Below are 23,633 nucleotides of genomic sequence, written 5' to 3'. Positions count from 1 at the left end.
CCTTTGGTTGTGCGCAATCCAACCGGAACGACTTCTCCAAATGCTGCGTTCGTACCTGCGGCATTGTAGGAGTTCGCATTGAACGTATTTATTTATGGGACATTAAAACGAGGCTTTGCTCTCCACGATAAGGGTCTGTCCGGCGCTCGCTACAGTGGCGATGTGCAAACGCTAAAGCCCTATCCACTTTACATTGCTGCCGATTTTTTCGGCCCGATGATGCTGGATCGACCCGGGCAGGGGCTTCGCGTTCGCGGCGAATTGTTCGAGATCGATAACGAGAGGCTTGGTGTACTCGACGCCTTGGAAAACGTTGGCACGGAAAGAAGCTTTCGGTCAGCTCTTGACGTCACGCCGGTCGATGGCGGGATGGTCGTGTCCGCCATCGGTTTCTTCAAGGGTGATAACTGGCTGAACCCGATTCATTCGGGATACCTCGCGGATTACCAAGATCGCCGCTTCGTTCCCCCGTGGGAGAGATAAAGGCACACGGGCTTGCGGCTCAAACGATGAGCGGCGAGCTTCCGGCGTAGCCTTTAGGAAGATCCGACGCGCAGCAACAGATCAGAGAATGATCAACGATTGTGCCGGCAGGCCATGGCAACCTGCATCTTGAGCGAGTTAGCAGAGCAGAACCTTTTGCGCGGAACAACTCTCGTTCTACCGGGTTAGCTTTCGCAACTTGGGAGTTTGGTGATGAACGACAAATCCAATCAGAACAACAAAAACGACACGCAGACATGGTCGGCAGATCATGGCGGTGGCGTATCGCCGCCAACGTCGACTGGGACAGTCGACGAGGAGCAGGTCCACGAGCCATCCAATGACTGGCCCGCTGCAGAGGGTGTTGAGCACGATCCTGTTGAACCCGTGCCGTCCCCCGTTGACGACTTCGAGCCGCCTCAGAACAATGCACGCCAGACATTTCAAAATGGCGATACGGACCGCAGTTGAGGTGCGGGCTCTCATTAAATGAGCCTGTGTAGAGCGCCCGAATATGCGGTGGATCGCAAAATTTGAAATGACAAGGCCGAGCGTCTGACGCTCGGTCTTTCTGCGCCGCCGGTGCTAAAGGCTCGTACGGCGTTGCACGGTATGGACGAGGTCAAAACTTGAAAATTGCGACCTACAACGTCAATGGTGTGAACGGGCGGCTGGCGAACCTTATCCATTGGCTTGATGAGGCGTCGCCGGACATTGTCTGTCTTCAAGAGTTGAAAGCCCCGCAGAACAAGTTTCCGATCAAGGCGATAGAGGCGGCCTGCTATGGTGCCGTTTGGCTGGGGCAGAAATCCTGGAATGGTGTAGCAATCCTGGCCAAAGGCCAGCAGCCGCATCTCACGAGACGGACGTTGCCAGGCGATAGCAAGGACGATCAAAGCCGCTACATCGAAGCGATCGTCGATGGGATGTTGATCGGCTGTCTCTATGCTCCTAACGGCAATCCCTATCCCGGTCCAAGATTCAATTACAAGCTCAGATGGCTCAAACGGTTGCGGGCTTACGCTGAAGAGCTTCTCAAGCTCAACGTCTCTTCGATCCTCGTCGGCGATTACAACGTCATGCCGACTGAACTCGATGTCTACAAACCGGAGCGATGGAAGAACGATGCGCTCTTTCGCATCGAGGTGCGAAACGCCTTAAAGGCGATCGTTGACCAAGGGTGGACGGACGCTCTGAGATATCTGCATCCTGACGAGCGCGTCTTCACATTCTGGGATTATTTCAGGAACGCTTTTAGCCGAGATGCTGGTCTCAGGATCGATCACTTCCTTCTTAGCCCGGAAGCTGCTTGCCGTCTTGTCGCCGCCGAAGTCGACAAGCATGCGAGAGGAAGGGATCGCAGCAGCGACCATGCACCGGTATGGATCGAGTTGGAAGATTAGTCCGTTAAGTAGCCGTTCTGGCAGAGTGGATGACGCTGGCTATCCCACGCTCGCTGTATGAACGTTCACACTCTCGAACGTTTACACTTCCGTAGGTTGTGGTGAATAACATTAGGCAATTCTCATTTTAGGATATTGCCGCTCCATGACTTCGGTAACTTTCCATGCCAGCGTGAAGAGAGATCAGCTGGTCACTCTAAGGAAGATGGTTGCGCTATCGATACCGATCAACATCGTGCTGGGACTTTGTGCCTTGGTAGTGGCTACCTATTATGGCAACGGTAGAGCGGGCGCGATCTGGTTTCTCCTGTCAACGGTGGCGAACGCTGCAAGACTGGTTGCCAGCAAGTTTCCGTTGCCGACGATGCCAAGCGGAGGCTCCGCCGCTGACCTCGAGGCCTCGAATAGAACGACCCAAAACTATCTGCGCCTGCATATCGTCCTCGCATTGGCATCGGGCCTTGTGTGGGCGTGGGTTCCAGTGCTTTGCGACTGGTACACATCTCCTCAGACATTGTTCTACGCGCTGATCGTGTGCGGTATCACTGCTGGGGCAGTGACCTACGGATACTCGTTCGCCAATGTGCCCACCGCATTTATCACGCCGCCACTTCTCACCAGCGCGTATTGGCTTGAACAGTCGGGCGGTCTCGACAAACTGCTGATCTCAATCACTGTCGGCCTTTACCTTTTTGCTCTCATTCGTGGGGCCAGAGTGAACGAGAGACTGTTCTGCAATGACAGCAGGAAGAGAAATGAAGCGATTGCTCTTTCTGGTCAGTTGGAGAAGACGACAAATCAGGCCCTGATGCTGGCGCGAACCGCCTCTGAACTTATGGGGATCGACAAACTGACCGGGCTGCTCAACCGGCACGGCTTTTCGGATCGAGCAGAGCCCATTTTTGCCCTTCAGGCAGACAATGTCATGTTCATGCTGGACCTCGACGGGTTCAAGTCGATCAACGACGCTTTCGGGCATCAGGCTGGCGACCGGGTTCTCATCGAAGCCGCCAAACGGATAGAGGAAGTTATCGGCCAGCACGGTTTTGCAGCGCGTCTTGGTGGTGATGAATTTGCCATTGTCTTGACGCAGCCCTGTGCCGATTCCAGCTTCCGGTTTCTGGCGAAGACATTGATCAGCGCAGTCTCTCGCCCTTACCCGGGGATCGAGCCTCTGACATTCGGTGTCAGCATCGGTGTTTACTATGGCTCAGGCGCGGCCTTGGACGATGCCTTAATGTGCTCGGATATTGCCTTGTATGCGGCCAAGGAAGACGGTCGCAATCAATTCAGGATTTTCGATGCCGATCTGCGCGATGAAATCGAAAGGCGCCGCGATATTGAAATCGGTCTGATAGAAGCTCTTGCCCAGCAAAACCTCGAGGTTTGGTACCAGCCGATTGTTCGCAGCGATACGCAGCAGATTGAAAGCCTTGAGGCTTTGCTGCGTTGGAACCATCCTCGACTGGGGTGGATTTCGCCACCCAAGATCGTATCTGCTGCCTCATCGATTGGACGCTCGGGTGAACTTTTAAAATATATATTCAAGGATGTTGCAACCACCCTCTGTGCGCTTGGCGAGAGCGACGTCATGATCGCTATCAACATTTCTCCTCGAGAGCTTGCGCGCAACGATGTCGAGGCCCTGATCACGGAGTGCTTCAGTGCTGACGGGATTGCACTGAGCAGGATCGAACTGGAAATCACCGAGGACGCGACCATCGATCAGGAAAATGTCAAATTGCGTCTAAACTCTCTGTCGGAGAAGAATGTCAGGTTGGCGATCGATGACTTCGGGACGGGATACTCTTCCTTGGCGACCCTGCAGCAATTGCAGATCACCCGGCTGAAAATCGACAGATCATTCGTCACGGGAACGCGCGCTGGCTCTACAAACAGTTCACTGATCGAGGCGATGGTAAAGTTTTCAGACGCGCTCGGTTTCGAAGTTGTTGCCGAAGGTGTCGAAACGAAAGAAGATCTCCATATGGTGAAAAGCCTCGGATGTGCTTTCGCGCAGGGCTATTACTTCTCTAAAGCGATACCGCGACCCGAGGTGCTGGCCATGATTGAGCAACGCAATCAGTCGAGTTCGAAGATTTCAGGAAACTGACACTGACGCGGCGAGAACCCGTTCTGAGCCTAATTGTGGATCGTTGACTCATGCAAGTAACAGTCTCTTCTGAGGGGAGGTAGGCAAAGCTCTGCGGATTTGAGCTACCTGCATTCCGTTGCATAGGCGGTGAGAAGCCCTCCCCAAATCCGCGCAGCATGAAGTCTGATTTCTTTAGAATGCAGGCGGCGAAAAACTCGCACTGTCGACGCTTGACGCCCTCACAAAATGAAGATTATGTTAATCGGTAAGATGTCAGACCAATTTTGATGGGCTGATATTGCGGGGGCAAATGGATCAGACACTCGAAAAGCACGCGATGGCTCCTCTACCGGTCATGGACCGGGTGCGGCAGGTCGAGGGCGCGCTTGTTGAGTTTGTCGAGCGGGCTGACCTGAAACCGGGAAGCCGTCTGCCTGCCGAGCGTGAGTTGATGTCGGCGCTAGGCGTCGGGCGCTCCACCATTCGTGAAGTGATCCGCAAATTCCAAGCTCTTGGGATTATCGACTCCCGCAAGGGAAGCGGCAATTATCTTTTAAAGCCGATCTCCACCGCGACTGTGCATATGCCCATCTCCATCGAGGCAGAGAGCCTGCGCGATGCGCTTTTGATGACGCTGGAAGTGCGGCGCGGCATCGAGGTCGAGGCGTCGATGGCGGCGGCTCGTCGTCGCACCGACGACGACATCGAAACCATGCGTCTGCGCTTGGAGGAGATGGAGCGTGTTCATCTCGCCGAGGGAACGTCCGGCAAGGCGGATCTTGCCTTTCACCTCTCCATCTATGACGCCACTCATAATTCGCTGTTCAAGCAGTTGCTCGAACAGATGCGCGAAGGTTTCGAGCGCTTCTGGTCCAAGCCGTTTGATAGGCCTGACTTTGCATCCCGCTCCTTTCCCTTTCACCGTACCCTCTTCAACGCCATCGTTGCCGCAGACCCCGTGGCAGCGCGGCAGGAAACACTGAAAATTCTCGCCATTGTCGAGGAAGATATCAAGGACATGTCCAAATGAGCCAAGGCTCTGATTTTTTCGATGCTGCATCGCTGATCGTTGCCCATGATGATACTCACGCTTTCGAAGCTGTGGTGCCACCTCTGGTCCAGACATCTCTTTTCACGTTCTCAACTTACGATGAGATGGTCGCAACCTATCGCGGCGAAAAGAGCCGTCCTGTTTACACCCGCGGGCTGAACCCGACTGTTCGCATGTTTGAAGAGATGCTCGCAAAGCTCGAAGGTGCTGAAGATGCGCTTGGCTTTGCCAGTGGCATGTCAGCGATTTCCTCCACCGTTCTGTCTTTCGTTTCTCCTGGCGATCGCATCGTTGCGGTACGCCACGTCTATCCTGATGCGTTTCGCCTTTTTGGCACCTTGATGAAGCGAATGCAGGTCGAGGTGATCTATGTCGATGGTCGCGATGAGGCCGCTGTCGAGAAGGCTATGCCGGGCGCCAAGCTCTTTTACATGGAAAGTCCAACAAGCTGGGTAATGGAGGCCCACGATGTCGGTGCATTGGCTGCGATTGCCAAACGCCATGGTGCGATTTCCGTGATCGACAACTCCTGGGCAAGTCCGATTTTCCAGAAGCCCTTGGCGCTTGGCGTCGACATGGTGGTGCATTCCGCTTCCAAATATCTTGGCGGTCACAGCGATGTGGTTTCCGGTGTCGTTGCCGGTTCAAAGGCCATGATCGACCGCATCCGGGCTGAGGCCTATCCCTATCTCGGCGGCAAGATGTCTCCATTCGATGCGTGGCTGTTGATCCGAGGGCTTCGCACGCTACCCATCCGCATGAAGGCGCATCAGGAATCGGCGCTTGCGATTGCATCGCGCCTGCAGGCGCTCGATGTTGTGGAGACCGTTTGCCATCCGGGGCTCGCGAACCGGCTTCCGCCTGGGCTGAACGGCACGTCCGGTCTCTTCTCCTTCATTTTCCGTGAAGGGGTGGACGTGCGGGCTTTCGCCGACAAACTTCAGCTTTTCAAATTGGGGGTCTCCTGGGGCGGGCATGAAAGCCTGATCGTCCCTGGCGAAGTGGTGCTTGAGCAGAAGGCGCAGCCGAATTCCGCGCACACTTTCGGCATCAGCGCGCGCTCCGTACGCCTGCATGTGGGTCTGGAGGGCACCGAGGCTCTCTGGAACGATCTTGAACCAGCAATCAGAGCGGCGTCTGCCGCAGCCTGACGCATCTTGACGACAACAAAAAGGGAGAACGACATGAAAAAACTGGTAGCAGCAGCATTCTTTACGGCGATGATGGCAGGAACGGCGCTTGCCGACACAACCCTGAAACTTGTGGAGGTCATCACCAGCCCCGAGCGCACCGAGACGCTGAAGAGCCTCGTCAGCAAATTCGAGGCTGCCAATCCTGGCACTAAGGTCGACATCATTTCGCTTCCCTGGAACGAAGCGTTCCAGAAGTTCGCTACGATGGTATCGGCAGGCGATGTTCCCGACGTTATGGAAATGCCTGACACCTGGCTGTCCCTCTATGCCAACAATGGCATGCTCGAAAGCCTTGAGCCCTATCTGGCCAAGTGGGAATATACACCCGGTCTGACACCGCGAGCCCTGGAGCTTGGCCGCGATGTCAAAGATACCGCCTACATGCTGCCCTACGGCTTCTACTTGCGCGCCATGTTCTACAACAAGAAGCTGCTCGAACAGGCCGGCGTGAAGGAGCCACCAAAGACCTTGGAAGAGTTCGCAGACGCGTCCAAGAAAATTTCGGTCATTCCCGGCAAGTATGGCTATTGCTTGCGCGGTGGGCCGGGCGGTCTAAACGGCTGGGTCATGTTCGGTGCCTCCATGGCGGGCTCCAACGAGTTCTTCACCAAGGATGGAAAATCCACATTTGACAGCCCAGGCTGGGTCAAGGGTCTGACCTATCTCGTCGATCTCTACAAGAACGGTTATGCACCGAAGGATAGCGTCAACTGGGGCTTCAACGAAATCGTCGCTGGCTTCTACTCCGGCACCTGCGCTTTTCTCGATCAGGATCCGGACGCTCTGATCGCCATCGCACAGCGCATGAAAAGCGAAGATTTCGGTGTCATGACCATGCCGAAGGGACCGGATGGCAAGACCTTCCCGACGATCGGTTTCGCCGGCTGGTCGATGATGGCCTCTTCGAAGGACAAGGATCTTTCCTGGAAGCTTATCGAGACGCTAGAAGGACCTGAAGGCAATATCGAGTGGAACAAGAAAACCGGCGCTCTTCCGGTTCATACCTCCGCCGAGAAAGACCCTTTTTACGCCAGCGAGCAGTTCAAGGGCTGGTTCGAGGAACTGGCCGACAAGAACGCGGTGCCGACAACCATGCCGACCTATCTCGAAGAGTTTGCTTTCTTCAAGGATTCGCTCGTGATCAAGACCTCTCAGGAAGCTCTTCTTGGTGATATTACCCCTGAAGACCTCGCCAAGCAGTGGGCCGACTACATGACGAAGGCTCAGCAGAAGTTCCTGCAATCCAAGTAACAGGGCTGGCGGTGCGCCGCTAAATGGCGCGCCGCTTCCCATGTCAGCTATATATCGTCTCGTGATAAACTAGATTAACTATAGCGTAATAACCTATTGTTTTATCTGAAAAGCTTGTCGCAAAATCAGAGTGGGCATTTGCGACGTGTTTCAAAGCTGAGATCAGCGCATGGCCATCGGCCTAGAAATCAATACGCTGAGGAGCAATTGATGTCGTCATTTTCAAGCGCCGCACCTGCGATGTCGCGCAAACCCATGTCGCGAAGACTCGCTGCGGCAGCCGAACCCTGGCTTTATAGCGCGCCAGTCCTTGTTCTTATCGTCACGGTGATGATGGTGCCATTGGTGCTCGGGCTTTCTTACGCATTCCGCGATGTTCAATTGCTCAAGCCGTTCTCCGGGGGCTTCGTTGGGCTTGAGCACTTCAAGACCCTGTCCCAGGATGCCGCTTTCTACCGCGCGCTGCAGAACACGCTTTGGTGGACAGGCGCTTCGGTATTCCTGCAATTCTTCTTTGGCCTCATTCTGGCCCTTCTGCTCGACAAACCTTTTGCCGGGCGTGGCATTGCTCAGGCACTGGTCTTCCTTCCCTGGGCCGTTCCTACCTTTCTCGCTGGGCTGAATTGGGCATGGTTGTTCAACCCGGTGATTGGGCCGCTGCCGTACTGGATGACATCGCTCGGAATGCTCTCTGCGCCGAACAATATTCTGGCGGATCCGCACCTGGCCATGTGGGGTCCGATCATCGCCAATGTCTGGTGGGGAATTCCGTTTTTCGCCATCACTTTGCTTGCTGCCTTGCAGGCCATTCCGCGTGATCTTTACGAAGCTGCCTCCATCGATGGCGCGAGCCCGCTTCAGCGCTTCACGTCAATCACCTTGCCCTTTCTCGCGCCGACGATCGCGATTACCGTTCTGCTTCGTACCGTCTGGATCGCCAATTTTGCCGACCTCATCATCGTCATGACCAATGGTGGGCCAGCCGACCGCACGCAAATCGTTGCAAGCTACATATTCACCCAGGCCTTCAAGCGGCTGGATTTTGGCTATGCCTCGGCAATCGCGCTGGTTCTTCTGGTCCTTCTGCTCGCTTACTCCATGCTGATCGTCATCATGCGCCAGCGCCTTATCGAGAAGGATTGATCCGTGACCGGCCGAATTTTTCTTACCGTCGCGCACCGTCTGGCGATCCTCGTCTACATAGCCTTTGCGCTCTTTCCTCTCTTCTGGCTGCTTAAAGTCTCGGTCACCCCGAACGACTTGCTCTATAGCGAAGGCGTGCGCCTTTGGCCGTCGCGCGCGACCTTCGACCACTATCGCTTCGTAATCGAGAACAGTGCATTTCCGACATTCTTCAAGAACAGCGTCATCGTGGCCGGATCGACCGCCTTTGCCGTGACGGTGCTTTCATCGCTCTCCGGCTATGCGCTGTCTCGCTTTCAGTTTCGCGGGAAATACTGGATCATCGCCCTGATGCTGATCACCCAGATGTTTCCGTTGGTCATGCTGGTGGCACCGATTTTCAAAATGCTATCGCCCTTGGGGCTGACCAACAGCCTAACGGGCCTCGTCATCGTCTACACGGCGTTCAACGTACCTTTCGCGACGTTCCTCATGCAGTCGTTCTTCGATGGCATTCCGAAGGATCTCGAGGAGGCAGCCATGATTGATGGCGCCAGCCGCTTCACCGCGTTCCGCCAGATCATTCTGCCCCTGACCCTGCCTGGGATCGCAGCAACGCTCGGCTTCGTCTTCACAGCGGCCTGGAGTGAGTTGCTCTTTGCGCTGATGCTGATTTCTGGAAATCAGAGCGCGACCTTCCCCGTGGGGCTGCTGACATTCGTCTCGAAATTCTCCGTCGATTTCGGGCAGATGATGGCCGCTGGCGTTTTGGCGCTCATTCCGGCCTGTCTCTTCTTCCTGCTGATTCAAAGATATCTCGTGCAGGGCCTGACGGCCGGTGCAGTGAAAGGATAAATTCCATGGCTTCCATAGAGCTTAACCGCGTCGCCAAGTCCTACGGCGACCATCCTGTCCTGCACGGCGTCGATCTGAAAATTGAAGATGGCGAGTTCGTCGTGCTCGTCGGTCCCTCAGGCTGCGGGAAATCGACGTTGCTGCGCATGATTGCGGGTCTGGAGGAGATCACCTCGGGAACGCTTTCCATTGACGGCCAACTGGTCAACGATCTCAAGCCCAAGGATCGTGACATCGCGATGGTGTTTCAATCCTACGCGCTCTATCCGCATATGAGTGTCGCCGACAATATGAGCTATAGCCTGCGACTGAGGAAAAGGCCCAAGGATGCCATTGCTGCGGCGGTTTCTGCGGCATCCGGCAAGCTCGGTCTCGACCCTTATCTCGCACGACGCCCTAAAGCGCTTTCGGGTGGCCAGCGTCAGCGCGTGGCGATGGGCCGTGCCATCGTTCGCCAGCCAAAAGCCTTCCTCTTTGACGAACCCCTGTCGAACCTTGACGCACGGCTTCGCGAGCAGATGAGAGCCGAGATCAAGCGGATGCACGCGGATCTTGGAGCGACCTCTGTCTACGTGACCCATGATCAGATCGAGGCGATGACGCTCGCTTCGCGCATCGTAGCCATGAATGCCGGATATGTGCAGCAGATCGGGGCGCCGCTCGACCTCTATGATCGTCCAGCCAATCTCTTCGTTGCAGAATTCATCGGTTCACCGGGTATGAACTTTCTTCAGGGCCATTGTGTCCAGAAGCCAGATGGAAGCGCAATGGCGCTGCCGGATGGTAGCGAGCTGCCACTCGGTCGGACAATCCCGCTGAAGAATGGCGAGGCGATGACCCTTGGTATACGTCCCGAGCATGTGCTCGTCGCCCCGCAGACGGGTGGCGTGGTTGCCAAGGTTGACCTCGTTGAGCCGACAGGTCTCGGGATCATTCTACACCTGACGGTTCACGGGCTTCCCTTCAAGCTCTTCTCGTCGGACCGCGCCCTTTTGCAGCCTGGTGCATCGATCAGTGTTGGCTTGCCGGAAGCCAAGCTCCATGTGTTTGACAGCAAGGGCGACCGGGTGGACGCCGATCAAGGCTGATGCAGATTTTCTGCCTGTTGCTCGCGGATTTCCCCGCGCCATGAAGACGCGCGGGGAAAGTCATTGTGGACCCGGGAAGCGCTTCAGTCTTTCGAGAATATGGTTGCACTCTGAGACGTCGAAACCATCATATTATAGTCGTTGTAGATCCATTCGAGATCGTCTGCAGCTTTACGCGCATCGCCCTTGTACTTTTCCAGTTTCTCCTGAAAATCCCTGAGTTTACTGAGAAGAGTTCCAGGGCTGGATTCGAAGACGTGGAATGAGCCTGGATGCTCAGTTGCGTAGTCGTCGAACGTTTTGACGGCCTCCGCGTAGTCCTTGAGCGAGCTATCATAGGCCGCGAGGTCGACCTTCGTTTTGTCGCCGCTCGGCAATGTCTCCATGACGGCTTGAGCCTTGATCATGATATTGCGGACATGCCAGTGGGACGTCTTGCCTTCGGCCTTTTCAAGCGCGGCCAATTCCTGCAGATCGATCGTTCGCTTCTCCTTCGCCAGGAGCGTGTCGGCTTCCGACCGTGCCTTGGAAAATTCGTCGGCATATTTGATGATTTCGGCGTGAAACTCTTTGCCACCCTGCATCTTGTCGCTCTTGTAGTCCGAGCGATCATAATATTTGCTGGCCTTTTCGAGGACGGGCGCGAGCTGTTTGTAGACAGTGATGAACCGTGTCATCGCAGTATCCAGCTCGGGCATTTTCGGATCGGCACCCGTGACTTTTTCGGCTTCTGCGATTTCGGAGCGTACGTCATACGGCGCATAGAGACCGTAGATGATGCGTTCTTTTCCAGTTGGTCCTTTCTTCATGTTGACCCAACTTTCATATCGAGCGAGCGAGTCCGATGCGCGGATCGCACGGTTCATGAAGGCAACATAGGCATTCATCTTCACAACGGTCGCGTTATGATCTTCTTCTGTTGTTTGCGCCGAGGCTCTCGGAACGAACGCCATGACGAATGCTAGTCCGATCAGCAGTTTCAAAAGCCGTTTCAAACTTGTCTCCTCTTCCGACTACGATGTTTTGTTTTGATGTTAGTAAAGTGCTGCGACGAAGCCGAAAGCTCCCTTTTCTCAGGGGCGTTTTCTTGCAGCTGTTTTCGGCTCAATGTCATTCAACCTCCGTAACCTCCGAACGGTGGGTCGTCGGACATGGTCGTTATGCGTTTTGCGCAACAATACTGTGAAGGCAGGCGCCCCTATGATCGCAGTGACGATCCCGGCTGGGAGTTCGAGTGGGGCGATGATGCTGCGACCGACGGTATCTGCGAGCGCAAGGGCAACAGCACCGATCGCCATTGCAACGGGCAGGCTCTTTGTATGGCGCGGTCCGGTGAGAAGGCGGGCGGCATGAGGAGCGAGCAAGCCGATAAAACTGATAGCGCCAATGGACGATACGGCAACTGCCACTGCGCCAGCGGCGTAGACCATGGCGTAGCGGCCGGCGTTGCCTGTCATTAGGCCAAGCGATCTGGCTTTTTCATCGCCAAGCAAAAAAGTGTCGAGGTGGCGTGCGTATAGTGTGCCGATCACCAGGAGGCCGACGACCCAGGGCATCAACATGAATACGTCATCGTAGCCGCGCGCATGCGTGGAGCCCACCAGCCAGGAAAGCGCCTGCGCAGTTTGCAAGCGCGCTTCAACGACGACGATCGTTGAAGCCGCAGCGATACTTGCAGCGATAGCCACCCCCGCCAGAACGAATTTTTCAGGCCCCTGCTTGGGGGCAAGGACGTTCAAGCTCAGTACAACGGCCAAGGCGCCCGCCAAGGTCACGAGTTGAAAAGGCAAGGTTGCTGGCAATAGTCCTGAAAGGAGTGCCAGAAGGCTGCAAAAGGCCGCTCCCTGTGTGATTCCTAACGTTTCCGGTCCGCAAAGCGGATTGCGTGTGACGGCCTGAATGACGCTGCCTGCGGCAGCCAGCAATGCCCCGCATCCAAGCGCGACGAGGAGGCGGGGGAGACGAAGGTCGAGATTGATGACGATCTCGCTCATCGAGAGGGAAAGGCTGTTACCGGCGGCGAGGCCGGCAGTTGCACTGATAAAAGCTGCCACGGCCAGAGCGACAAGAACGCGGAAGAGGGGCGGGCGTGTCGTTCCCGCTGGCAAACCAATGCGACGTTCCCCGCCGATCTTCGCGGCGCGCAGAAGAAACAGCATGATGGGCGCCCCGAGGCAGGCGACCGTCACACCTGTTGGAACGATGGTGCCACCGCTTGCCAACGTTTGGGTGATCACATCGGCAAGAACCAACATATTGGCACCCCAAAGCATCGATAGCGGTAAGTGGCGGTGGTGCCGTGCGAGACCGAGTGCGCGAAGCATATTCGGGACAGCAAGCCCGATAAAGCCGACAGGCCCAGCCAGGGTTACGGCGCAGCCGCACAGGAGAACGGCGCATGCAAGGCTAATAAGAGTGACAGCCCGTGTCATGCCCAGACTGGCGGAGGTCTGCTCGCCCAGTCCAAGGAGATCGAGTTGACGGGCCAACAGCACCAAGGTGACGGCGCACATGATAATGACCGGCGCTGTCGTTAACACCTTTCCCCACCCGGTCTGGTCCAGAATGCCGGACGACCAAAGCAGCAAGCCCGAGGAACGTTCGTCGGCCAGAAGCACGATTGCAGACGACAAGGCCGAGAAGCAGAGGGAAATCGCGACACCTGCAAGGGCCAGTCGTCCGGCAGGCGCACGAAATCCACCGGCCAGAATGAGGCATGCGATTGCGCCCGTCAGACCGCCGGCGCTGGTTGCGATAAGGGGCGGCATGGCCACAGGCAGCAATAAAGTGGACATCACGAGGAAAAGCTGTGCGCCGTTTGTAACGGACAATATATCCGGCGCGGCCAGAGGATTTCGCAGCACGCTTTGCAGGACAGAGCCCGCGACTGCCAACGCAGCGCCGGTCAGAACGGCAGCGATCAGACGAGGCGCACGGACAGTCTCCAGAATTGCTTGCGCCAGCGTCGTTGGCTGTGATGGAAACACCAGGATGTCGCGCCAGCTGACCAGACTGCTTCCCGCCCGAAGTTCAAGGGCCGCCAACACCAGAAAAAATGCCAAGGCTACCGGCCACGCGATCGCCGATGCCATTGCGGACGGCGAGATGAAACGCAAACTCGCCGTCACGTTGAGACCGCATTGTTCGGGCGATAGCGCGCATCGATCCAGTCGACCATGCAGTACTGTCTGCCCGTTCCATCCGGGTGCGCAACGATGTCGACCCTGCATTCGAAAGCTTGCCGCAACAGGCTGGTTTGAAGCACGTTGTTGGTCGAACCTGTTGCGAGAACCTGACCTCTACGCATCAGTATGACGTCGTCAGATATATCCATTACGTGATTGAGGTCGTGGAGGACTGCAACGATCGTGAGCCCATCATCTCGATTGAGGCTACGAAGGAGCGTCAGAAGTTCCGCCTGATGTCTGATATCGAGGAAGCTCGTCGGTTCATCGAGAAACAGAACACGCGGCTCCTGCGCAAGAGCCATCGCCAGCCAGGCTCGCTGTCTTTCGCCGCCAGAAAGAGTTGTTATTTGGCGGTGGCGCAGATGGTGAAGATCGACCCGCGAAATCGCGCTGTCGACAATCGTGAAGTCGTTATCAGAGAGCCGCCCGAGCCAGGGACGATGAGGGTACCGGCCCTGCTCGACAAGTTCTTCGACTGTCAGGCCTATTGGAGTTTCCGGCGTTTGGCTCATCACTGCGATATGTCGGGCGACTGTGCGCCGGGGCATCGCTTCCAGCAATTGTCCCGCCAGACGCACATGACCAGAAGTCGGTCTTTCAAGCCCCGCGAGGCATTTCAGAAGAGTGCTTTTTCCAGAGCCGTTTGCGCCGCATATCGTGGTAATGCGTCCCTCAACCATGGCAACGGACACGTTTTTCAGCGCCGTGGCTTCATCAAAGGTTACGCTCACGTCGACGGCTTCGGCGGCAATTGGGTCGGCTGGCGCATGACTCATGAGGATCGTCACACCGACGCCTCGCGCAAAGCTTTGCGCAGAGAGGACAGGCTGCGGTAACCGACATCGGCCGCCGCTTCTTCGAGCTTGGCTCCTTCAGCCTGACGGCGCATGACATGCGCTGTGCGCAAGCGACGCCGCCACTCGGCAAAACTCATACCGGTCTCAGTTCGGAATTTCCGTGTCATGGTTCGTCGGCTCATGCCGAGATTGTCTGCCCATTGATCGATATCGAGATCGATTGATGGGGTTTCGGTCAGATCGCGGCAAAGCCGCTGTAACCGCCTGTCGCTCGGCATCGGTAGAGCAAACGGTCCCTCGCGGGCAAGAGCGATCTCTTCAAGGATCAATGCAGCCAGGTGTCCACCACGAGCATCCTCGTCATAAAGCGTCGGCTGTTCCAGAAACGCGCTGACGGTGGCGGATAGAAGTGGGGATGTCGCAATCACGCGAACCGGTTCCCATGGAAGCGAAACGCCGGGGTCCGGTTCAATGTAAATCGACTGCATTGATACCCTCCCATGAGAATGCACCGCGTGGGGGATTTCCGGTGTGATCAGCAAGCCGTAGCCACTGGGAATGATGAATGACGTGTCAGGTGTTCGTGCGGTCATGAAGCCGTCGACGATCTGCAAAAGCTGGCCGCGACGATGGCTGTGCCAGCCAAAATCGACGCTCTGTTCATAAGTCCGTGCCATGGCGGCGATCGGCCGCTGCACGTTTTGAAGATCGGCTGCTCTTTGCGGCTTTCGGATTTCGGATTCGTGCAAGTCGGTTCTCTGCGCGGACGCTTCAATGGATGGTGACGGGAGAGCCATAGCCACATCATTTCAGTTTTTCAAAACGAAAGAATGGCCCATTTCCTACAGAAAGGCATGAAAGTAGAAAGCGGGTCATTAAGTGGCCCGTAGAAGTTCGATTTTGACCTGACAATGCTGATAAAAAAAGTCTACTTAAGCCACCGAGCGCGCGGGATGTGATGAAAAGACGGACTTTCCGGAGCGTCCCGCTTCGGCAACAGTCTATAACAGGTCCCGCAATGCATAACGCCGCCCTCCGCCTCCCCATGACGCCTCACCACACGGTTAGTGTGAGGGGCTTACTGTTCATGATGTCGACTGCCGCCGTGGGTGTAATCGCACTCCATCCTCAGCATGCGAAAGCGCAAGACGCTGACGGTGCAACAGTCCTCAAGCCAATCGTTATTCAAGGTGCTGCAGAAAAAGGTGCTCGCGTGGAACAGCGCGGCTATGTGGCAAGCAACTCCGCTTCCGCCACCAAGACGACCACGCCGATTGCCGAAACGCCGCAATCGGTATCCGTAATTACGCGTGGTGCGATGACCGATCGAGCGGTGCAAACGGTGGCCGATAGCTTGCTTTACAGCGCGAATGTCAACGGCCAGCGTTACGGCAACGACCCGCGCTCTGACTACTTCAGTATCCGTGGTTTCAGTGCTGATCTTTATCTGGACGGGCTACGGGTTCCGCAAATCGCCAACCAGACAGGCGGCTACGCGGGCTTTCGTGTCGAACCTTATTTCCTGAACCGGGTGGAAGTGCTGCGCGGGCCGAGCTCAGCGCTGTTCGGGCAAACAAACGTCGGCGGTGTGGTGAACATGGTTAGCAAGGACCCGTTGGAAACCCCTAAAGGAGAAGTCTACACCCGCTTTGGAAGCTATAAGCAGAAGGAACTAGGGTTCGATGTAACTGGCCCTATCGGGGCGGACTCCGACTTTACCTATCGCCTGGAAGGGGTAGTCCGCAATGCAGAAACTATGAACGACTTCGGCAAGAATGACCGAATGGCTATCAGCCCAACCGTCAAATGGTCACCGGACGAAGATACAAGCCTGACGATATATGGCGCTTACATGAAGGATGAAGCGGGCCAGGTACCATCGCTTCTTCCCGCTGTCGGAACGATCTTTCCCAATAGCCTCGGACTAAAAATTCCGCGCAACTTTTCAGACGGCGATCCCTCACTGGCAATCTATGATAAGGAAACCGCCTATATCGGATACCGCTTTGAGCACGCGCTGAATGAGGATCTCGTTCTTCGGCAGAATTTTCGATACTCCTATCTGGATGTGAATTACCAGAATCTTTTCAGCAATGGTCTTGGTGCGGACCAGCGTACGCTCTCTCGCCTCGCTTACAATGCACAGCCAACTTTGAACGCACTGGCACTCGACACGAACCTCGAATATCAATTCGACAGCGGGCCGGTTGCTCACAAGCTTCTCGGTGGGATTGATCTCCAGTGGCAGAATCTAGTCAATAGAACGGGTTCGCGGACCGATACGACGCTTAACCTCGACCTCTTCAATCCGGTTTACGGCATCGGCGTGCAGCCAGCGCCAATCACCACTCATCTCGATCAAACTCAGCAGCAAGTCGGAGTTTACCTCCAGGACCAGATGGAATGGGGTGGCCTGCGCGTGACCCTTGGTGCTCGCCAGGACTTCGTGAGCAATGATTCCGACAGTCTGGCTATAAGCTCAGGTACCACGACGCGTTACCAGCAGGACCACTCTGCCTTCACCGGTAGAGTCGGCGCCGCTTATGTTTTCGATAACGGCTTCGTTCCTTATGCCCTCTACTCCACGTCTTTTGCGCCAGTGCTGACGCTCGCACCAACGCCGCTTAAGCCTACGAAAGGCGAGTTGAAGGAGATCGGCCTCAAATATGCGCCAGATGGCGAGGATTTCAGCGTCACACTTTCCGGCTTTGAGGCTACACAGCAAAATGTCGTCAATCGCGTGTCGGGTGTGTACTACCAGACCGATGAAGTGCGGGTGCGCGGGATAGAGTTGGAGGGGAGTGCGACGCTTTGGGATCGCATCAACCTGACCGCGGCGGCAAGTTTTCAGGAGCCGGAGGTCACCGAAAGCCAGACGCCGGCTCAGGTGGGCAAGATGCCCTATACCGTCCCTAAGCAGCAGCAGTCACTTTTCGTCAGCTACGACATGCCGACGCCGGACAACTGGGAGGGCAAGCTGACCGTCGGAGCCGGTGTTCGCCACATCGGCAAGACAGCAGGCGACACGGCAAACACTTTCTTCGTGCCAGGCTATACGCTGGTGGATGCTTTCGCCCGTTATGACCACGACCGTTACGCGTTCCAGCTCAATGGATATAACCTCGGAGACAAGACCTATGTCGCTGGTTGTAACACGCCGACCCAATGCTATTACGGACAGGGTCTGACGGTCCTGGGAACTGTGAGCGTCAAGTGGTAGGCACTTCGAACAGGCGGTCGTTTCTGGGTGGAGCTGCGGCAATGATCGCAGCGCCAAGGGCGTTCGCGTCTGCTGGAACGGCTCGTATCGTCACGCTCGAATGGACTGTTGCCGAAATTGCGCTTTCGCTGGGACTATCACCGGTCGGTTGCGCCGAGATTAGCGGGTACAAAACCTGGGTTGATATCGCTGCGGAGCGCCTTTTCAATGCGGTCGACGTTGGCCGGAGACAGCAGCCGAGCCTCGAAGCGATCCGCAGGCTGCGGCCGGATATCATTCTGACATCACATTACCGGCATGCATCTATCGAGCAGGCTCTTGGCTCAATCGCTACCACTCATCTGATCGATGATCAGCCGAAGGATGGCGGAATGCTGGCGAGTGTCTACCAGAGTACACGGCAAGTCGGGGAAGCGCTTTCTCGAACTTCGAATGCAAATGACCTTCTCATGCGCTTCGACGACGACATCGAGAACCTAAAGTCGCGCTATGCATCACGCATCGTGGGTAGAAAACTGGTCGTTGCGCAACCATTACCGGGTGTTCCGCGGTTGCGGATATTCGCGCCCAATGCTGCAATTTGCGGGATACTCAAGAGACTCGGTTTTGCAGACCCCATGGATCTGCCATCCGAGCCATTTGGCTTTACGACGATCGATCTTGAAGGCCTGGCGGCGTTGGATGGCGATAGCACTTTGGCTATTCTATCTGAAAAACTTCCCGACGATCTCGGCAAGTCCCCGCTATGGCCCGTGCTTCCCGTTGTCAAAAACGGACATGTCCGGCTGACCGGCGCTCCGAGCTGGCCATTCGGCTCCTGCGCCTCGCTTACTCGTCTAACGACCGATATAGTCAACCAGTTCACGTAGATATCGTTTATGCCGATATGACCATCCGTGGTTTTGGCTAAGCCAGCGCTCGCATTTGATGCTTTGCTGTTGCGCGGCGATATAATCAGGCGTAACCCCAGCAACGGAATAAAGAACCGCTAGGGCTGAGAACCGCAAGGTTTCGGTCCGTATTGTGGCCTCTGCTCGCTCTTGAGAAGAACAGTTGTGGTGCGCACCGCGAGCAATTTCAAGTGGATAAGGCGATCATTTGCCCTTTGTTAAGTTTTGGCATTGATATTTAGGGTTCATCTCGGAGCTTACTATGCCATTTTCGCGAACGCTTGCTTCCACTCTTTCGTTCGATCATGCGGTAGATCTTAGCTCACTGCCTGTGCGACGGCACTTGCCATCTCATCCCTTCGTAGAGCGACTTCGCGCAGCGGTCCCATTTGACTTTTTTGCCGTTTCCGGACTGGACCTTGATGGCTATCGGTTCGGCAGCGGCCATTCGATCGACACCAACGTTCCCCCAGCATATCTCGATGCCTATTATGGCGATGGATTGTTGGCTTCAGATCCATTCGTCAAGGCTTCATCGACAGCCACAGGCGTCGTGATCGAGCAGGAGATATATAAGCAAGATCCGCCCTCGGAACGGCTGCTATATCTGGCTCACACCTTTGGCGTGCTGAACCGTACGCTCTTTCCCATCCGGCGCCTTTCACGCATTTTCGGTGCAGTGACATTTTCCCGCTCGACGCCTTTTGATCGAGAAGAGATCGATTTTCTGGGAGATATTTCGGGCACCATGCATACGATCATCACAAAGCCCATCATGGAGCGTTTCGCAGCGCAGGAAATGCGTCTTACAGATGGCGAGCTCGACTGCTTGAGAATAGCAAGCTTGGGAAAGACCAGCGAAGAGATCGCATCTGCTTGCCGTTACACCACGGATACCGTGAACAGTTATATCAAGGCAGCGACGAAAAAGCTAAGCGCGAAGAACCGCAGTCATGCAATCGCGGAGGCGATCCGTAGGGGCCTGATCGAATAAGGTTCTAATTTTCTTCCCTAGATGGCGTTTTTCCAAGTATAGCGTCGCGGCCATAGTGCTCCACCTTAGACGATAGTTTAAGATTTGATTTTTTTGCTCCTTTGATGGGCAAATGATGTGTTCTGAATATTCGAATTAAGCATTTCTTCATGAATTGGCCCTAAATTTGGAGCCGTACGAGAGGCGAAGTCAAAGCGTCTCGACAGGTGACGATCTGCTTCCGCTGCCACTCCGCGCCCTGCTCACACATCGCCCGGACCGCGCCCTACAGAGACTTTGCGATAACGCAAGGCCAGTTGCTCTGTCGCGTCCAATAGGGTGCCGATGGAGGCATCTCTAAACGGCATGAAGCCAAGCCCGGTAGAGAGGTGTCATGGCGTATTTTCGTAGTCGATACCATGTTGCCATCGTGGTCTGGTGGACTGCTTTTCTAGCGATCGCCGGATTAGCTGTCCTTTTAAATGCCCACGAGACGCTCGATGCTTTCTTTCTCCAATATGACGCCTACCAGCTCGACGAGCTTTTTGTCGCGCTGAACGTCGGTGGTGCTCTCGGGTTGGTCTATTCATTATTGCGCGTCAGGGACCTTCTGGAAGAAGTGGACCGACGTAGCGAGGCGGAGGCAAAAGTCGATCGTGCAAAACTCCACGATTGTCTGACCGGACTCCCGAATAGGCAGATGCTCAATCTGCACTTGGCTGGTCCATCCGGCGGGCAGGCAAACAACGAAGCGTGCGTTGCCTATAGTATCGATCTTACCGGACTGAAAAAGGTCAATGACGAACTTGGTCAAAGTTTAGGCGACGCTGTCATTCAGACAACAGCCTCGCGTTTATCTCAATTAGAGCCATCAGATCTGGTATTTCACCTCGGTGGCGACCGATTCATCGTCTTGAGCAAAAATATTGCAGCGCCAGATTTTCATTCAGATAAGATCATGCAGGCGATCGGGCAGCCCATTGTTGAGTATGGTGCCTCGATCGAGATTGCTGCCAATCTCGGATACGCCGCCTATCCTTGTGACATCGACAACAGACCAGGTCTTTCCCGCGCTGCGGAATGTGCGATGTATGTTGCCAAGAAAGACGGTCCCAACGTCACCGCTGCTTTCACTTCCGCCATGGCTGCCCTGACCCGTAAACGTGAAAAGATGGAAGCGAGCCTGAAAGCAGCGATCAATGCGGACGCCATCCTTCCTTATTATCAGCCCCTTGTCGATCTCAAGACCGGGGCGATCGTGGGATACGAGGCGCTCGCACGTTGGAAGACGCCAAGCGGAAGCTTCGTCCCTCCCTCAGAGTTCATCCCGCTCGCTGAAGAGTTGGGATTGATTACGCGCCTGACCAGCAGTCTACTCCTGCGTGCCTGCCGCGATGCCGCATCGTGGCCTGCGGAGACGACACTCGCATTCAACATATCGGCCGCGCAGCTGAACGACCGCCAACTCGGGCTCCGTATTCTCAAGATTCTGGATGAAACGGGTTTTCCCGTTCACAGGCTGGAACTTGAAGTGACGGAAAGCGCCATCATTCAAGATGCGGAAAGCGCGCATTTTGTCCTCGACAGTCTCGTCCGGTCCGGGATCAGGATCGCGCTCGATGATTTCGGCACAGGCTACTCCAGCTTGTCGCAACTGGCTCAATATCCATTCGACAAGATCAAAATCGACCGAAGCTTTATCTCGAGTTCCGAACATAGCGAGAAGCAGAACCAGATTTTGCAGGGGATCGTGTCGTTGGGGTCGAGGCTCGGCATGACGATCGTGGCGGAAGGCATCGAGCGCGAAAGCGAGATGCGCAAGCTGACGGAGCTCGGCTGTGACATAGGGCAGGGATACTTCCTGGGAAGGCCGGCTGCCAACATAACGGGGCCGCCTGGCTCGCATATGATGCAGGCACAACACAGACGACTTTGAATGAGGTTGGAGCTAACTGGCTGTTAGGACGGTGGATGATCAGCCGACCAGAAAGCCTATGCCGTCCTTGGCGCCCATCTCATCCTCCAGGCTAACCATGCCTCTGGTCAGGTGCGAACGTCGCGTCGCCCAGCCCTTATGGATGCTCAATTTTACAAATCGATGAAACCTCAGGACTTCGGCTCGAAGTCGCCTCCTACAACCACGAAAAGGTATGACAGCATGTTTGGCTTCTCCAACACCACGACCATGCAGACAGAGTCGCTCAACTATATTAGCGCCAACATCATGATCGCCGATGCTGGTCTCAATATCCGGTATATGAATAAAGCGGTGCAGGAATTGCTGAAAGAGGCGGAGTCGGACCTGAAGAAGGAATTGCCTCGCTTCGACTTCTCCAAGCTGATCGGCAGCAATATCGACATTTTTCACAAGAATCCCGCGCACCAGCGTAATATGCTTGCTCATTTGCAGAACCAGCACAAGGCAACCATCTGGATCGGACATCGAGCCTTTGATCTGCTCGTGACGCCGTTACGCACCGGCAGCAAGATTTCGGGCTTCGCGGTCGAGTGGGCAGATGCCAAGCAGCGACTGCAGAACCTGGACTACCAAAATCAGATGGCAGCGGTCAGCCGCTCGCAGGCGATCATCGAGTTCACCACCGACGGCGAGATCGTCACTGCAAACGAAAACTTTCTGAAAGCGCTTGGCTATCGGCTGGAAGAAATCAAGGGCCGTTCACACAAGATCCTGGTGGAGCCTTCCTACGGACATTCACGCGAATATGAGGAGTTCTGGGCAGCGCTACGAAAAGGCGAGGTGCAGTCAGCAGAATTCACCCGCTATGGCAAAAACGGCAAGGTCGTCGTTATCAATGCTGCCTACAATCCCATTCTTGATGCGACGGGGAAGGTCACTAAGGTCGTCAAATTTGCGACCGATGTGACTGACCGTGTTCATGCCGTCAACACCATCGGTGAGGCACTGAAACGGTTGGCGGCCGGTGATTTGTCGTTCAATGTCGACGAACCGTTCGCGTCCGATTTCGAAGAGCTTCGGCGGACGATGAATGAAGCGCTGAGCCAGATGCGCAACGCGCTGAGTGCTGTCGCGCATTCCACCGACCAGATTGACGGCGGCACACGGGAAATCAGCCAAAGCGCAGAGGATCTGTCGCGGCGGACCGAGCAGCAGGCCGCGTCACTTGAGGAAACCGCAGCCGCTCTCGATGAGATCACCGTCAACGTGAACAATGCCTCCAAACGTGCGGATGATGCTCGCCATGCGGCGATCGTCGCCAGCAGCAACGCGACCCGGTCGGGACAGGTTGTCGCCGATGCCGTAGCGGCCATGTCGAGAATTGAAAGCTCCTCCAATCAAATATCGAACATCATCGGCGTCATCGATGAGATCGCTTTTCAGACCAACCTGCTTGCGCTCAATGCTGGTGTCGAAGCGGCCCGCGCGGGTGAGGCGGGCAAGGGTTTTGCAGTTGTCGCGCAGGAAGTGCGCGAACTTGCTCAACGCTCTGCTCAGGCTGCAAAGGAAATCAAGGGGTTGATCCGAAACTCAAGCGAAGAGGTCAGTACCGGCGTAAAGTTGGTCAGCGAGACCGGCGACGCTCTGCGCATCATTCATGAGAACATTAGCACGGTAAACCAGCATATGGAGGCGATCGCCAGCTCTGCGAAAGAGCAGGCTGTCGGTCTTTCAGAGGTGAATTCTGCCGTAAACCAGATGGATCAGGTCACGCAACAGAATGCGGCAATGGTGGAGGAAACCAATGCAGCAAGCGCTTCTCTCGCGCAAGAGACGGCGCGGCTTCGCGGGCTCGTAGAAGGTTTCCAGCTCGGCGCTCAGCCAGCGGCGATGAGCCAGAAGCCGATCGCCTTGGCATCCAGGACCGATCTACCTGTAGCGTCACCAGCCCGCAGGATGGTGACGAAGATTGCTGCCTCCGTCGGCGGCCAAAGCAGGCAGGTCGCAGAAGCAGGGTGGGACGAATTCTGATTGGAAAGTGCCAGCCGCGTGGTCGCTCCAAATGGAGCGGCCAGCGGTGAGGACCGCTTGCGGAGTATCTTCCTC

19 protein-coding genes are annotated in these 23,633 nt (G+C 55.7%); 15 read left to right on the top strand and 4 right to left on the bottom strand.

Annotated elements, in window-relative coordinates:
• Positions 1-78 precede the first annotated feature (78 nt).
• From QZ869_RS17440 to QZ869_RS17395, 10 genes are all read left to right on the top strand, one after another.
• On the top strand, positions 79-483 hold the full coding sequence (locus QZ869_RS17440; protein WP_296106229.1) for a gamma-glutamylcyclotransferase family protein: 405 nt from the start codon (positions 79-81) through the stop codon (positions 481-483).
• Between the two features lie 213 nt (positions 484-696).
• Positions 697-954, top strand: a complete 258-nt coding sequence (locus QZ869_RS17435) for a hypothetical protein (RefSeq protein ID WP_296037789.1) — start codon at positions 697-699, stop codon at positions 952-954.
• A 158-nt stretch (positions 955-1,112) separates the two neighbouring features.
• Positions 1,113-1,886, top strand: a complete 774-nt coding sequence (xth, locus tag QZ869_RS17430; protein WP_296106228.1) for an exodeoxyribonuclease III — start codon at positions 1,113-1,115, stop codon at positions 1,884-1,886.
• A 145-nt stretch (positions 1,887-2,031) separates the two neighbouring features.
• Positions 2,032-3,999 (top strand): EAL domain-containing protein, encoded by a 1,968-nt coding sequence (locus QZ869_RS17425; protein ID WP_296106226.1) that lies wholly within the window; start codon positions 2,032-2,034, stop codon positions 3,997-3,999.
• Between the two features lie 319 nt (positions 4,000-4,318).
• Positions 4,319-5,011, top strand: a complete 693-nt coding sequence (locus QZ869_RS17420; RefSeq protein WP_296098618.1) for a FadR/GntR family transcriptional regulator — start codon at positions 4,319-4,321, stop codon at positions 5,009-5,011.
• A complete protein-coding gene (locus QZ869_RS17415; RefSeq protein WP_296106225.1) occupies positions 5,008-6,183 on the top strand; it encodes a PLP-dependent transferase in 1,176 nt (391 codons plus the stop codon). The genes QZ869_RS17420 and QZ869_RS17415 overlap by 4 nt, the downstream gene beginning before the upstream one ends.
• 33 nt (positions 6,184-6,216) lie before the next feature.
• Complete coding sequence (locus QZ869_RS17410) at positions 6,217-7,476, top strand: sugar ABC transporter substrate-binding protein (protein WP_296106223.1); 1,260 nt, start codon at positions 6,217-6,219, stop codon at positions 7,474-7,476.
• Between the two features lie 240 nt (positions 7,477-7,716).
• Positions 7,717-8,619 carry a carbohydrate ABC transporter permease gene (locus QZ869_RS17405; protein WP_296037871.1) on the top strand — a complete coding sequence of 301 codons (903 nt, stop codon included), beginning with the start codon at positions 7,717-7,719 and terminating at the stop codon, positions 8,617-8,619.
• A 3-nt stretch (positions 8,620-8,622) separates the two neighbouring features.
• Entirely contained in the window at positions 8,623-9,453 is an 831-nt protein-coding gene (locus QZ869_RS17400) for a carbohydrate ABC transporter permease (protein ID WP_062426774.1), read from the top strand.
• Between the two features lie 5 nt (positions 9,454-9,458).
• The gene (locus QZ869_RS17395) at positions 9,459-10,541 is read left to right on the top strand and encodes an ABC transporter ATP-binding protein (protein ID WP_296037805.1); all 1,083 of its coding nucleotides are present in this window, start codon (positions 9,459-9,461) and stop codon (positions 10,539-10,541) included.
• A gap of 83 nt (positions 10,542-10,624) precedes the next feature.
• On the opposite strand, the gene QZ869_RS17390 is transcribed toward QZ869_RS17395, so the two are convergent.
• The 4 genes from QZ869_RS17390 to QZ869_RS17375 form a co-directional block, all read right to left on the bottom strand.
• Positions 10,625-11,536 (bottom strand): YiiG family protein, encoded by a 912-nt coding sequence (locus QZ869_RS17390; RefSeq protein ID WP_296106221.1) that lies wholly within the window; start codon positions 11,534-11,536, stop codon positions 10,625-10,627.
• 78 nt (positions 11,537-11,614) lie between these two features.
• A complete protein-coding gene (locus QZ869_RS17385) occupies positions 11,615-13,603 on the bottom strand; it encodes an iron ABC transporter permease (RefSeq protein WP_296106219.1) in 1,989 nt (662 codons plus the stop codon).
• Positions 13,604-13,665: 62 nt separating this feature from the next.
• A complete protein-coding gene (locus QZ869_RS17380) occupies positions 13,666-14,505 on the bottom strand; it encodes an ABC transporter ATP-binding protein (protein ID WP_296106217.1) in 840 nt (279 codons plus the stop codon).
• 8 nt (positions 14,506-14,513) lie between these two features.
• Positions 14,514-15,260, bottom strand: a complete 747-nt coding sequence (locus tag QZ869_RS17375) for a helix-turn-helix transcriptional regulator (protein WP_296037874.1) — start codon at positions 15,258-15,260, stop codon at positions 14,514-14,516.
• 353 nt (positions 15,261-15,613) lie between these two features.
• Between QZ869_RS17375 and QZ869_RS17370 the strand changes: the two genes are divergently transcribed.
• From QZ869_RS17370 to QZ869_RS17350, 5 genes are all read left to right on the top strand, one after another.
• Positions 15,614-17,746 (top strand): TonB-dependent siderophore receptor, encoded by a 2,133-nt coding sequence (locus tag QZ869_RS17370; protein WP_296106215.1) that lies wholly within the window; start codon positions 15,614-15,616, stop codon positions 17,744-17,746.
• A 41-nt stretch (positions 17,747-17,787) separates the two neighbouring features.
• Positions 17,788-18,615, top strand: coding sequence for an iron-siderophore ABC transporter substrate-binding protein (locus QZ869_RS17365; protein WP_296106213.1), 828 nt, complete (start codon positions 17,788-17,790; stop codon positions 18,613-18,615).
• 283 nt (positions 18,616-18,898) lie between these two features.
• The gene (locus tag QZ869_RS17360; protein ID WP_296014140.1) at positions 18,899-19,630 is read left to right on the top strand and encodes a LuxR C-terminal-related transcriptional regulator; all 732 of its coding nucleotides are present in this window, start codon (positions 18,899-18,901) and stop codon (positions 19,628-19,630) included.
• 373 nt (positions 19,631-20,003) lie between these two features.
• A complete protein-coding gene (locus QZ869_RS17355; RefSeq protein WP_296106211.1) occupies positions 20,004-21,545 on the top strand; it encodes a bifunctional diguanylate cyclase/phosphodiesterase in 1,542 nt (513 codons plus the stop codon).
• 222 nt (positions 21,546-21,767) lie between these two features.
• Positions 21,768-23,558, top strand: a complete 1,791-nt coding sequence (locus tag QZ869_RS17350) for a methyl-accepting chemotaxis protein (protein WP_296106209.1) — start codon at positions 21,768-21,770, stop codon at positions 23,556-23,558.
• The last annotated feature ends 75 nt before the right edge of the window (positions 23,559-23,633 follow it).

Source organism: uncultured Agrobacterium sp. (genome assembly GCF_913777885.1).
Taxonomy (GTDB): Bacteria; Pseudomonadota; Alphaproteobacteria; order Rhizobiales; family Rhizobiaceae; genus Agrobacterium.
The sequence above is the reverse complement of the archived record's forward strand: the minus strand, read 5'-3'. Positions and strand labels throughout refer to the sequence as shown.

Bases quoted from the DNA above. Each gene is read 5' to 3' on its own strand.
- QZ869_RS17405 (WP_296037871.1), top strand. From the start codon at position 7,717: ATGTCGCGCAAACCCATGTCGCGAAGACTCGCTGCGGCAGCCGAACCC.
- QZ869_RS17380 (WP_296106217.1), bottom strand. From the start codon at position 14,505: ATGAGTCATGCGCCAGCCGACCCAATTGCCGCCGAAGCCGTCGACGTG.
- QZ869_RS17365 (WP_296106213.1), top strand. From the start codon at position 17,788: ATGATCGCAGCGCCAAGGGCGTTCGCGTCTGCTGGAACGGCTCGTATC.
- QZ869_RS17350 (WP_296106209.1), top strand. From the start codon at position 21,768: ATGTTTGGCTTCTCCAACACCACGACCATGCAGACAGAGTCGCTCAAC.
- QZ869_RS17355 (WP_296106211.1), top strand. From the start codon at position 20,004: ATGGCGTATTTTCGTAGTCGATACCATGTTGCCATCGTGGTCTGGTGG.
- QZ869_RS17415 (WP_296106225.1), top strand. From the start codon at position 5,008: ATGAGCCAAGGCTCTGATTTTTTCGATGCTGCATCGCTGATCGTTGCC.
- QZ869_RS17395 (WP_296037805.1), top strand. From the start codon at position 9,459: ATGGCTTCCATAGAGCTTAACCGCGTCGCCAAGTCCTACGGCGACCAT.
- QZ869_RS17425 (WP_296106226.1), top strand. From the start codon at position 2,032: ATGACTTCGGTAACTTTCCATGCCAGCGTGAAGAGAGATCAGCTGGTC.
- QZ869_RS17410 (WP_296106223.1), top strand. From the start codon at position 6,217: ATGAAAAAACTGGTAGCAGCAGCATTCTTTACGGCGATGATGGCAGGA.
- QZ869_RS17360 (WP_296014140.1), top strand. From the start codon at position 18,899: ATGCCATTTTCGCGAACGCTTGCTTCCACTCTTTCGTTCGATCATGCG.
- QZ869_RS17435 (WP_296037789.1), top strand. From the start codon at position 697: ATGAACGACAAATCCAATCAGAACAACAAAAACGACACGCAGACATGG.
- QZ869_RS17370 (WP_296106215.1), top strand. From the start codon at position 15,614: ATGATGTCGACTGCCGCCGTGGGTGTAATCGCACTCCATCCTCAGCAT.
- QZ869_RS17420 (WP_296098618.1), top strand. From the start codon at position 4,319: ATGGCTCCTCTACCGGTCATGGACCGGGTGCGGCAGGTCGAGGGCGCG.